Source organism: Novipirellula galeiformis (assembly GCF_007860095.1).
GTDB lineage: Bacteria > Planctomycetota > Planctomycetia > Pirellulales > Pirellulaceae > Novipirellula > Novipirellula galeiformis.
Genome location: NZ_SJPT01000006.1, coordinates 231624 through 243609, shown reverse-complemented (window position 1 = coordinate 243609; position 11986 = coordinate 231624). Strand labels below are relative to the sequence as shown.

Annotated in this window: 12 protein-coding genes; 9 read left to right on the top strand and 3 right to left on the bottom strand. The window is 55.4% G+C overall.

The window, feature by feature from the left end; all coding sequences use genetic code 11:
* Positions 1-73 precede the first annotated feature (73 nt).
* The 4 genes from Pla52o_RS17545 to Pla52o_RS17530 all read left to right on the top strand — a co-directional run bounded on the left by Pla52o_RS17545 (position 74) and on the right by Pla52o_RS17530 (position 3591).
* A complete protein-coding gene (locus tag Pla52o_RS17545) occupies positions 74-823 on the top strand; it encodes a flavodoxin reductase (RefSeq protein WP_146595914.1) in 750 nt (249 codons plus the stop codon).
* 281 nt (positions 824-1104) lie between these two features.
* Positions 1105-1950 (top strand): SDR family oxidoreductase, encoded by an 846-nt coding sequence (locus tag Pla52o_RS17540; protein ID WP_231612443.1) that lies wholly within the window; start codon positions 1105-1107, stop codon positions 1948-1950.
* Between the two features lie 125 nt (positions 1951-2075).
* Positions 2076-2567, top strand: coding sequence for a DNA starvation/stationary phase protection protein Dps (gene dps, locus Pla52o_RS17535; protein WP_146595913.1), 492 nt, complete (start codon positions 2076-2078; stop codon positions 2565-2567).
* A gap of 631 nt (positions 2568-3198) precedes the next feature.
* The gene (locus tag Pla52o_RS17530; protein ID WP_146595912.1) at positions 3199-3591 is read left to right on the top strand and encodes a hypothetical protein; all 393 of its coding nucleotides are present in this window, start codon (positions 3199-3201) and stop codon (positions 3589-3591) included.
* A gap of 244 nt (positions 3592-3835) precedes the next feature.
* On the opposite strand, the gene Pla52o_RS17525 is transcribed toward Pla52o_RS17530, so the two are convergent.
* Complete coding sequence (locus tag Pla52o_RS17525; RefSeq protein ID WP_146595911.1) at positions 3836-5410, bottom strand: prenyltransferase/squalene oxidase repeat-containing protein; 1575 nt, start codon at positions 5408-5410, stop codon at positions 3836-3838.
* Between the two features lie 360 nt (positions 5411-5770).
* Positions 5771-7000: a nickel pincer cofactor biosynthesis protein LarC gene (gene larC, locus Pla52o_RS17520; protein WP_146595910.1), complete on the bottom strand. Its 1230-nt coding sequence runs from the start codon at positions 6998-7000 to the stop codon at positions 5771-5773.
* A gap of 328 nt (positions 7001-7328) precedes the next feature.
* Here larC and ykgO point away from each other — a divergent pair, with 328 nt between their 5' ends.
* The 5 genes from ykgO (at position 7329) to Pla52o_RS17490 (ending at position 11200) form a co-directional block, all read left to right on the top strand.
* Complete coding sequence (ykgO, locus tag Pla52o_RS17515; RefSeq protein WP_040763550.1) at positions 7329-7481, top strand: type B 50S ribosomal protein L36; 153 nt, start codon at positions 7329-7331, stop codon at positions 7479-7481.
* A gap of 371 nt (positions 7482-7852) precedes the next feature.
* A complete protein-coding gene (gene bshB1 / locus Pla52o_RS17505; RefSeq protein WP_146596043.1) occupies positions 7853-8590 on the top strand; it encodes a bacillithiol biosynthesis deacetylase BshB1 in 738 nt (245 codons plus the stop codon).
* A gap of 287 nt (positions 8591-8877) precedes the next feature.
* Positions 8878-9294 (top strand): bifunctional nuclease family protein, encoded by a 417-nt coding sequence (locus tag Pla52o_RS17500; RefSeq protein WP_146595908.1) that lies wholly within the window; start codon positions 8878-8880, stop codon positions 9292-9294.
* 4 nt (positions 9295-9298) lie between these two features.
* Entirely contained in the window at positions 9299-10153 is an 855-nt protein-coding gene (panC, locus tag Pla52o_RS17495; protein ID WP_146596042.1) for a pantoate--beta-alanine ligase, read from the top strand.
* 75 nt (positions 10154-10228) lie between these two features.
* The gene (locus Pla52o_RS17490) at positions 10229-11200 is read left to right on the top strand and encodes a UDP-glucuronic acid decarboxylase family protein (protein WP_146595907.1); all 972 of its coding nucleotides are present in this window, start codon (positions 10229-10231) and stop codon (positions 11198-11200) included.
* Positions 11201-11406: 206 nt separating this feature from the next.
* Here the strand turns inward: Pla52o_RS17490 and Pla52o_RS17485 are convergent, their stop codons facing one another.
* Positions 11407-11886 (bottom strand): hypothetical protein, encoded by a 480-nt coding sequence (locus Pla52o_RS17485; protein ID WP_231612441.1) that lies wholly within the window; start codon positions 11884-11886, stop codon positions 11407-11409.
* Positions 11887-11986 lie beyond the last annotated feature (100 nt).

The following is an 11986-nucleotide window of genomic DNA, read 5'->3' as shown; positions in this document are numbered from 1 at the left end:
GGGGAGAGCCGCCGGTTCACTCCTTTGTATTTCACACACTTGGTATTCCATACACACACGGAGGACCATGGTCATGAACGGCAAATCCCATGTCTCGTCGCCCCAGAGTGAAACGGAAAACTGGCGAGATTTCGGCGAACATCGCGGGCGGATTTTGCATCGTGAGCCACTCGCTAAAAACGTGCATTGTTATGTGGTTGAAAAACCAAATGGTTTTGTGTTCCGTCCAGGGCAAGCGGTGGAACTCTCGATTGACGAAGAAAATTGGCGTGATAAGAAACACCCGTTCACGATCACGAGCGTGCCCAACAATCCTTGTCTGGAGTTCATTATCAAGTCGTATCCGACGAGCGACTTTCCCGACCATTGTGGAATGACGGAACATCTTGGTCGCGATCTGCAACGCGGGGACCGCGTGATCTTCAGCGATGCCTGGGGGGCGATTGAGTACAAAGGCCCAGGCGTCTTCATCGCCGGCGGCGCGGGGATCACTCCCTTTATCGCCATCCTCAGGCAACTCGAACAAGACAAGGCAATTGACGGCAATTGCATGTTTTTCAGCAATCGCAATGCGGAAGATGTGTTCTTGCAAAGTGAATTAATCCGGACGTTCGGCACACGCGTCATTTGCACCCTGACCGGCGAAGCCCATCGTGATTATGAATCCGGTCGCATCGATAAAGCATGGTTGCAAGCACACGTCGATGACTTCCATCAACCCTTTTACCTCTGTGGTCCCCCGGCAATGGTGCAAGACATCCGCGAGACATTACAGCAACTCGGTGCCAAGCCGGATTCGCTCGTGTTCGAAGAAGGTGAGTAGACGAAGACGATGAATCGATGGCGTGAGGGCTCGATGGTGTTGCGAATCACGCCGACGCTCTCAATGGGTGGTGTCTAAACGAACGATGTGGTTGAGCAGCGACCACTCGTTGTCTCGCGTTGCGTCGCTTCGCAATACGTCGGTCTCACGCGTGGTGCAGGGCGCGTGGTGCAGGGCGCGTGTTGGCGGAAGCGATGGCATAGTCTTTGCTGCTTGGGGCTGGTCTCGCTCGTTTCTCGGGCGACGTTGAGTTGGCGTTCCTTGACACACTCGGAAAATGAATGCAATTCGATGAATCCATTCACAAAGGGAAGCAGATGGGGTTTCAAAAGGCGATTGTCACGGGCGGCAGTACGGGCATCGGTCGCTCGGTTGCAATTGCATTGGCAAAATCGGGGCACGATGTGGCCATCACCTACGTTTATGAGCAAGAGGAAGCTCGCCACACCGCAACCGCCATCGAAGCCGTGGGGCGTCGCTGTGTAATCAAGCAACTTGATCTTTCGAATCCAGAAACTGCGAACCCTTGCGTTGACGAAATGGTGGACGAATTAGGGGGGCTCGATGTGATGGTTAGCAATGCTGGGATGATGGTCAACAAAAAGATGCCCGACCTGGATCTAGCGACCGCAATGCAGATCTTCAACGTCAACACATTCGGTGCGATGTTGGCGATCCAGCGAAGCATTACTCATTTGTTGCCAAACGGTTTGCAAGGGCCGCCCCGGAAGACGCCTGGTCGCATCATCGTGGTCACCAGTGTCCATGAGGTGATCGCTCATCCTTCGGATACGCTCTACACGATGACCAAGCATGCCTTAGGTGGCTTGGTCAAATGCTTGTCACTCGATTTATCCCCGTTGAATGTCACGGTCAACGCGGTCGCCCCAGGCGAGATCGCGACCCCGATGAACAAGATGGCAGCGGAGGATTTTGACACTGCCGATCGTCCTGCGATTCCCGTTCGCCGCGCCGGTCATCCCGATGAAGTGGCAGCGGTGATCGATTTTCTAGCAAGCGACAAGAGCGGCTTCGTCACAGGGTCGCGTTGGACGGTCGATGGCGGGTTGGAGGCGGCCGCACCGCTCGCTGCGAGCGGGTTCCGCGAAAAATATCTGCACGCTTGATCCCCAGGATTCCCGTGGAGTGATTGCTCTCGCCATGATCATTCTCTCCGGCTCGCTCGTTTCCGGGCCCTCATTTCTGTTTCGTCACCTCGTTTTTTTACTCACCTACCGAAGAAGGAAATCCCATGGTTACCGCCAGCAAAACTGAATTTAAACGCGACATTCTGAAAAGTGATGCTAACGATGACGTCACGTCGTTGCTGCAACGCAACCTCGTTAATCTGATCGATTTGGCGTTAGTGATGAAACAGGCCCACTGGAACGTCGTGGGCCGAAATTTCCGTAGCATCCATTTACAATTGGATGAGATCATTGCCTCGGTGCGCGACGCCAGTGATGAAGTGGCCGAGCGTATCTCAACTCTCGGGATCGCGCCAGATGGGCGTGCTGAAACCGTCGCCAGCCAGAGTGAGCTCGCCGATTACCCGCGGGACTTCGTCAAGGTTCCCGAAACGATCGAGTTGGTGGCCAATGCGACTAAAACGACCATCGACTCGCTCCGTTCGGCGATCGAAAAACTAGGTGATTTGGACCCGATCAGCGAAGACATGTGCATCGGGATCTCGGCGTCGCTAGAGAAGCATCTCTGGATGTTGCAAGCTCAAGAAATTGACTGAGGTCGATCGCGTTTTGTGGTGGGTTTACGTTCGTGGGGATCTAAAACCGACCAGCCGTGGAACGAATGAGTCAAGCAGCGCGTGGTATTGAGGTTGGGCGCTGATGCCGATGACAAAGCGTTTCATGCCACCCCCGGTACATCTGCGATGAAACGATTGAAAAATCGCCCGCCAACGTTGTCTTCTGACGCTGGGGAACCAACGCCATGTTCGCCACCTTCGCGTGAGCGAAGTGGTTTCGAATCAGGGTGGGCTGCTAAAAAGTTAGCGTGACGGCGTCCTTTGCTCATCATTTTCAATTGTTTCTGTTCCGTCTCCATCCGTTCCGCCTCATTACGCCAGCGGCGTTAACCGCATTGTCCAGGTGTAAGGCTTGGGGAAGCAGCGAGCGTCCCGCAACCCAATGAGGTAGCAGTCCAGCCTTTCGCCATCGCGGTGAGGGCGAGTCATTCACGAATCGCCGAGTCTGGCACGCTGCTTGCTCTACAGTGAGTCGACTGCGAAGCCCAGTGAATGGTTTCCATGGTGGGACCAACATCGGGGTTTGCGAGAAATGGAACGTATTGTCCTGAGCAAGGTCAATCACCTGATCAAGACCAGGGCTCCCTTTACACGACTAGGAAAGAGAAAGATGAAACTTGCAATCTCCACATTGGCACTGTCGGTTTGTTTGGCATCGGTTGGCTGTAACGACAGTGTGACCGACGAGCGAGCCGACGCGGTTCGTGAAACAACGCAGGAGTATGCTGCGGACGTTCGTGACAGCACGCAAGCGACCGCCGACGCGGTCCGCGAAGAGAGCCAACAAGCGGCGGAAAACGTGCGTGATCGCTACGAATCCGCTAAGCCTGCACTTGAAGACGACGCGGAAGCGAAGGCTGATGCCATCGAAGAGCGTGGCGAGCGAAAAGCAGATGCGATCGAAGAGCGCGGTGAAATGAAAGCTGATCAAGCGGAGAGCGAAGGCGAGAAGAAGGCCGATCGACTTGAAGAGCTGGACGACGACGTAAAGGTGACCGAATAACGGTCAAGCGAACGATCGAAATGCAAAACGCGTTGCGGGAGACCGCAACGCGTTTTGTTTATTCCGGTTGGATTTAATAACCCGCACCATGGTGCATGGTGCCCGGCGATGATGAACGAGTGAGTCGCTGCACTTTGGGGGCACATCAAGGTAACGACTCGACGCGTCACCCACTCGACGTGCTACCAACACGTTTGGCGGACGCATTTGCTACGATTTGCCTGTTGGGTTTGTGGCGTTTGGCTTACAACGGGAAGTCGTCGTCGGCTGCGTTGTCCGCATACAGCGGCATGTGGCGATAATAAACTTCCAACATCATCGTCGCGAACGAAGTGGCTGCCAAGCGACCACCATCCTTCGGTCCGTGTCCGCCACCTGGGAAATGCCAGCTGCCTTTGGCTCCATCGCTCTGCGACTGCGTTTCGACGAGCCAATCTCGCATTTCATTGTTGAACTTTTCCCAGTCCGCGCCACCGAATTGACGCAACACTTGGGCGGCATAGTAATCGTAATAGATCTGGTCTTTGCGGAATCCAATCTTGGCAATTTGTTTGACGCCCGCGATGGTTCGCGGGTCGGTCTTGGCCCAACCGGTATACATCCGGCACAACACGCCGACGGCGGTACAGGCGGGACGCACGGAGGTTGAGGGGCGATCGTATCCGTAGCTAGCTCCGTTGTTGGATTGCACTTTGTCCAAAAATAGGATCGAGCCTTGAACCGCGGTCGGAGGGACCATCAAGTGTCCCATGTGGGCGCTTTTGAGTGCCATGACTTGCCAACCGACAACCGAGGTGTCACCCCCATCGGCTTGCTGGGGTTGGTAACGCCATCCACCGTCACGACATTGAGCGTAGACGATGAAGTTGATGGCGGCTTGAGCTGGCATTGCCAACTCGGGGTCGCCCGTCATCGCGTAAGCTTCGCACAGGGCAATTGCGGCCAAGCCATGCGAGTACATCCCGTTGCCAGCGCTTTCGGTGAGATCGAGAACGGGCATACCATTCTTTTTGCCCAATTTTCCATTCGCGATCAGGAATTTTAGGCCGCGATAAACGTTCTCGCGAAAGTCGCCGGATTTGTGAGTTTGCCCCGCTCCCATGAACGGCAACAGCGCCATTGCCGTCGCTGCGTTAACGGCCCCGGAGCGTCGAGGTTCGCCCGGTTCGCCGCAACGATTGTTACAAGCAACATTGTGCTGGAATGACCAACCTCCATTAGGAAATTGGTGTCGCGAAAACCATTTGAGCGCTTCCGTCACAGCGGCTTCACTACTGGCAGTGCCCCCGTAATCTCGCAACAGTTTTTTCTTCATCTCCGTACTGCGGCTGCTCATCGGGGCGCCTGAGACCGAGGAAAGCGTTTGCAGTGACGTCGCCGACGGTGCCATGTCCGAAACCATGTCGCCCATATCGATGGCCACTTCGGCAATCTCGATCGTTTCCACCGCCGTGGTGGGTTCGGGCATCTCGATTTGTTCGCTGGTGTCGACCGTCGTTTCCGTGACCTCTTCCATTTCAGCGACGTCCCCAGGATCGATTTGCTCGATGGCAAATTCTTCCATCTCAGGACCTTCCTCTGACATGCTCGAAGCGGAGAGAACGTTCACGATCTTGACCGGATCGGCGATCGAGACGAGCCCCAGCACCAGCAGGATGATCACGTGCACAAACGTGCTCACGGCCCAGGCCGGCATCGCGCTGAAGAACAGAAACCGACGACCCGGAGAAATCTCTTGGGACGCTTCGTCGTCCACCACGGGGGTGGGGATGAATTCAGCTTGAATTGGCTGTTGATTGGGATCGTTGACAGACGCCATGGAAATCGCGGTTCCTATGTTTCAAAAAACACTTCTTGCAGAATCGAGCCGAAAAGTTTGAGACGCGCCAGCGATGGCACCGCATCTCAAGGAGGCATACTTCTCTAGTATACGCACGATAGGGGAGTGCAATCGACCACCAATTGCACTTTTAATGGCTTCATTAAGATGGGGGCGACTGCGAGCTTCCTATGCTACAAGAATCGTTCGCATCGCAGAAACGTACTCATAATCCCCCCTTTTAGTCGGGGCAAACGAAAAGTCAGCCGAGCATTCCTCCCTCCTGCCCTCGAGCAAGCGTCATCGCTGGCGAAATAAGCGAAATAAGGGGGCGTTGCGGGCTGGGGGCAACCGACTTGATCAACGCGTCCGATTTTGCCAAGCCCATTGAGCCGCAGTGCGAATCTGGGTCGCGTCGGTGGCGTGTGCGTTCGCCATCGCAACGGCATCGTCGTCTTCGACCGTAAAACGTTCGTCGCCGCCCGGCAATACGACCACCTTGCCACGAATGGACCCGAAACTCGTCTGAACCGATTCGGCTCGGCGAATCAATTTATGGCGATCGGAGGAGTGCCGTCGAATGCCAATCGAAGAGGTGTGGGTGAACAGAATCGCTTCGAGATCCGCAACTTTGTCGACCGGCGAGATCGCGGTCAGCACAACGCCCAGTCGCCCTTTTTTCATCACACAAGGCGTCTGGAACACGTCCAACGCTCCGGCGCTGAGCAAACGGGTGGCGCAAAACGCAATCAATTCAGCAGTGGCATCGTCGATGTTGGTTTCCAGCACGACGACCTGATCGGCCGCAAGCGGATAATCGCGATTCGCCGCGGATTCGCCGGCGGGGGCATCACCGCGTTGGCCGAGCATGACCTTCAACAGATTGGCTTGTTCTTCGAGATCCTTGGTTCCCGCGCCATAGCCGACGGCCGCCAGCGTCATGGAGGGGAGCGATCCAAATCGCGTCGCGGTGGCTTTTAGGATTGCCGCTCCCGTGGGGGTGGTTAGCTCCGCTTGAACATCGCTGCTCGCGATGGGAATTCCCTTTAAAAGTTCAGCCGTCGCCGGAGCGGGGACGGCGACTCGGCCGTGGGCGATCGTGATGGAGCCCGAACCGGTCGGGACGGCCGAGGCTTCGACCGAATCGATCCCCAACGCACACATGGCGACCGCGGTGCCGACGATATCGGCAATCGAATCGATCGCGCCGACCTCGTGAAAATGAACTTTTTCGATGGTCGAACCGTGAACGTTCGCCTCAGCCTTGGCTAGTTCGAGAAAAATTTTATGCGCCAACTGCTTGGCTTCCGGAGCGATGGCATCGGCTCGGTCGATCATCTCGGTGATGTGATGAAGGTGTCGATGAGCGTGTTCGGGGGGGTGGTTGATATGCACTTTGACCGCCCTGAACCCCCGCTTTTTAACGATTTCGGAAGTGATTTGGATGTCGCCAAGCCCCATCGATCGCACCGCCGTTTCGATCGCCTGGGCGTCGATTTCGCCTGTTTGGTCGCCTAAATCGACGAGCGCCCCGAGAGTCATGTCACCGCTAATGCCGCTGAGGCAGTCAAAGTAAGCGATTTTAGGCATGGATTTCGAATTCCCAGATTTTTGAAAGATGGAAGGATTGAATGGACGAAGGGAGAAGCGTTGACAGCTGTGTTTAGGGGATTTTGTGCAGAAGAATAAGGGGCGAGAGGGGTACGCATGGGCTGCCATGGGACCCGCGAGCCGGGCTCAAGCGACGGATTATAAAAAGATCCTGGCTTGTCGTCTCGGGATCCGGGCGGTTTGCCGTTGAAGGAAATAGAGAAACCGCTATACTCCGCCCTCGCTAACGAAGAAGAGTCGCTCCGGCATCCTGCTGTGCAGCGTAGATGAGTAAAAAATATACGAAACGTCCGACGAGATCGATCCGATGAAAGTTGTCAGCAGTATCGGCGCCCTAAAGTACCGCCACCCCGATTGCCAAGTAGTCAAACGCCGCGGCCGAATCTATGTGATTTGCAAAAGCAATCCAAAGTTCAAGGTCCGCCAAGGTGGAGCGAAGGTCAAAAAGGCTCGCCGCTAGTCCTTACTAGCGTTCTCGCTGCTCAAACCGTGCAACGAACGACCGGGATGTTTCTTCGGTCGTTTTTGCGTGCGCCTGTTGGGTAGGCGCACGCGTAGATCGTTGTATGCGTACTTCCACTCGCGGGCTGGGTGCGAGCGGTTACCCTGCGACTCGTTGCCCTGCGACTCGTTGCCCTGCGACTCGTTGCCCTGCGACTCGTTGCCCTGCGACTCGTTGCCCTGCGACTCGTTGCCCTGCGACTCGTTGCCCTGCGAGCGGTTGCCCTGCGACCGGTTGCCCTCTGGTCTAGGGGGGCCTGCGGTTCCATTTCGGTAAAGCGGTTCCAGCGGTGGCAAGCAGCCTCACTCCTACATTAGAACGGCAAGATGATGGCGGTTGTGTTCACGGAATCCCCTGCGAATCTCGCTCCGATTTCACCCTTGGATATGCTCGTCGTCGCTCCGCACCCCGATGATGCCGAGCTTGGGATGGGTGGCACGATCGCGAAAATGATCTCGCGAGGTTGGCGGGTCGGTGTCTTGGACCTGACCACCGGCGAACCGACGCCACATGGTTCGGAAACCTTGCGCCGAACCGAAACGAATGTCGCTTCGGACGCTCTCAAGTTGACGTGGCGAGGAAACGCGGGACTGCCAAACCGTTCTCTGCAACACACGCTCGAAGCACGCGAATTGGTGGCCAGCTATTTTCGAATACTGAAGCCCAAGTGGGTCTTCGCCCCTTATTGGCAGGACGCCCACCCCGATCATGTTGCCGCCACCGATTTGATCGAAGCGGCCCGGTTTTGGGCGAAATTGAGTCGTACCGACATGCCGGGCGAACCGTTTCATCCCGACCGTGTGTTCTATTACTACTGCATTCATCTTCGCTTGGCCGTGCAGCCGAGCTGGATCGTTGACATCAGCGACCATTGGGACGCGAAATTAGCTTCGATTCGTGCTTACGAGAGCCAGTTCATCACAGGACGTGACAGCCAGCCTCCCACGATGTTGGATCGATTGCATGACGAGGCGTCGAATTGGGGCCGATTGATCGGTCGCCGCTATGGCGAACCGTTTGCAACGAAAGAACCGTTGGCGCTCGATTCGCTCGAATCCATTCTTTAGTGGTTCCATTCTTTGGCGGTTCCATTCTTTGGCGGTTCCATTCTTTAGTGGTGGACTCGGCTTTCTTGGCTTGAATCCCGGTGTCTCGAATAATCGCAATTTCGAATGTTCGATCGGTATCACGCCCCACCCTTGCCACGGTATATTGCGGGAAGATAGGAAGAAGCGAACCTCGGCGTGCGAAAATGAGGGCTGAGGTTCCCTTCGTATTGGTTCTTCGATTTTGATCGACCCTTCGGCGACCGTTCGCTTTCCATCTTCGACACTCTTCTCCATGTGCTCCGCCCATGCCCGTCAAAATGCAGCTAGCTCGGATCATCATCTCCGAACTCACTGAAAACCAAGTGATCTATCTCCAAGAAGTCGATGGGGATCGTGAGTTTCCGATTCTGATCGGCATCTTCGAAGCGACGAATATCGATCGTCGGGTGAAGGAAGATTATCGTCCGCCGCGCCCGTTGACGCATGATTTGATCGTGCGCGTGGCGGAATCATTGGGGGCGAAGATCGAAAGCGTCGTGATCACCGACTTAAGTGAGCACACCTATTACGCTCAGCTGAGTCTTCGCAAACAAGACGGTGAAGTGATCACGATTGATTCGCGGCCAAGTGATGCCATTGCCGTGGCGGTGACCTTCACTCCGGCGCTACCGATTTACGTGAGTGAAAAAGTACTCGAAGAAGCAACGACGACGCCGTTCTAAGATGATGGATCGACTGTTTACCCCCGACCAAGCACGCCAATACGTGTGGAAGGCTCGCATTGCGGGCGAGAATATCGGCATCGTTCCCACCATGGGAGCGCTGCACGAAGGCCATCTTTCGTTGGTGCGAGAATCACAAAAGCATTGTGACGTCACGATTGCAACCATCTTTGTGAACCCGACCCAGTTTGCGCCTCACGAAGACTTGCAATCCTATCCGCGTACGCTCGAGCAGGATTGTGAATTGTTGGCGTCGCATGGCGCATCGGCCGTCTTTATTCCCGAAGCGAGCATGATCTATCCCGCCGGATTCAGTACGTATGTGGATCCGCCCGAGGTAGGTGCAACGTTGGAGGGCGTTTGTCGTCCTGGGCATTTTCGGGGGGTCGCCACCGTGGTGTTGAAGTTGTTCCAAATTCTGCCTGCCACGCACGCCTTTTTCGGTCGCAAGGATTATCAGCAACTCAAAGTCATTCAGGCAATGGTTCGCGATCTGAATGCGGGGATCAACGTGGTCCCCTGTGACACGGTGCGTGAGCCCGATGGGCTCGCGCTGAGCAGTCGCAATCGCTACCTCAGTCCAGAGCAACGGCAGATCGGATTACAGATCTCAAAGGCCCTGCGCATTGCGAAGAATCTCGTTGATTCGGGAGAGGTCGAGGTCGATCGAGTTCAGGATGCGATGCGGAGTGAATTGCTCGGCGGCGGCGATGCGAGTAAAGCGGTCGATAAGATCGACTATGCGGTGATCGTCGAGGCCGATTCACTAGCGCCGCTGGAGAAAATTGATCGCCCTGCGGTTGCACTGATCGCTGCTTTTGTTGGACAAACACGACTCATCGACAACGCAATTTTGTAACGCGTGTTCCGGATCGCTTGGGCAAACTAAGCTCGTCTTTTTCAAAAAAACATTCACTTTAACAGTATATACAGCATGATTCATCGAATTCTTGTTACCGGTGGAGCGGGGTTCCTCGGCTCTTATTTGTGCGAACGGTTGGTCAATGAAGGGCATGACGTCATTTGTTTGGACAACTTTTTCACCAGCCAGAAGTCCAATGTCGCTCACCTCTTAGCCCGTCCCAACTTTGAGCTGATTCGCCATGACATCACGCTGCCGATCTTTCTCGAGGTCGACCAAATCTACAACATGGCATGCCCTGCCGCTCCCGGCCATTATCAACACAACCCGATCAAGACGATGAAGACCAGCGTGATCGGCGCCATCAACATGCTCGGGGTAGCGAAACGCTGTGGCGCACGGATCCTGCAAGCAAGCACGAGCGAAGTTTACGGGGATCCCGAAGTCCATCCGCAAACCGAAGACTATCGCGGTAGCGTCAACCCGATTGGCATCCGAGCGTGTTACGACGAGGGTAAACGGGCTGCGGAAACCTTGTTCATGGACTATCACCGCAGCAACAAGGTGGACGTTCGGATCGTGCGAATTTTCAACACCTACGGACCACGGATGCATCCCTACGATGGCCGTGTCGTTTCGAACTTCATTCGCCAAGCGTTAAACGGGGAAGATATTACGATCTTTGGTGAAGGGTCACAGACGCGATCATTCTGTTACCGTGATGATCTTGTCGACGTGATCATCGCGATGATGAACAACGACGATGACTTCATCGGCCCGGTCAATATTGGAAATCCCGATGAGTTTACGATCCGCGAGTTGGCTGAAAACGTGATGGCGTTGTGTGGCTCGAAAAGCAAACTGGTTCAGCGGCCGTTGCCGTCGGACGACCCGACCCGTCGACGCCCCGATATCTCGTTGGCCAAAGAGAAGCTCGGCTGGCAACCCAAGGTGCCATTGGCCGAAGGGCTCAAGCATACAATCGATTGGTTTCAATCGATTCAGTTGTCGGATTACCGCCCGCCAACGCCAAACTTTAGTTAGACACAACGCTTTGGTTAGGCAGTGATGTCAGTCGTCATCGGCTAAGACATTTTCATCATTGATGTCGCTGCCGTCGCGTTCGCGGTGGGCCACGTTCTGGTGAACGTAGCTACTTTTTTTGGGCCCGTTCCGGGCGCGGGGAGAGACGCGTCACTTTGGGACAAGCCTCGTTTATCGAGATCTCGCAGCGGATCGGCATTGCCGACTTACGGATTCTGAGAGATCCGTAGGGCAGCCGACGGCTCGATATCGATTCGAGACGAAGGCACCGGTAATTCCAACCAATCGGTGATCAACAGACGTTGGACGATCGGTTCGTCGAGGTGTTTGCCGACGATTTCCATCATCCGGTCGCGTATTTGGCTCTGTTCGGGGTCTTGCAACCAAGCGGTTTCGACTTGCCGCAGTAGCAGTTCGGTCTCTTCGTGGATTTCCATCTGTTGCTGGGAAATCCGATCTCGACCGACCTGTCGACGCAGGGGGTCGAGGACCGCATGCAGTTGGAATTGATAGACTCGCGATTTGTCCGCGGCGTTTTGGAAGCGATACCGTCCCATGTCGACGGTGTTGGACTCCGCCGTTTGCAAGCGAGCCACGCGGCTGCGTACATACCCAATCACGGACGCGTGAACGACGACGATGGCTAAGATCAATCCGGCTGCCCAGTATCGACGAAGGAAGCTCACGGCCTATTCTCTCGCGGGGGGATGGGGAAATCGAAATTAAGTTTTCGGGGCACCACGGTTAGAAATCATGCGCAATGATCGCGTCCGAGGGGCTCGTAAC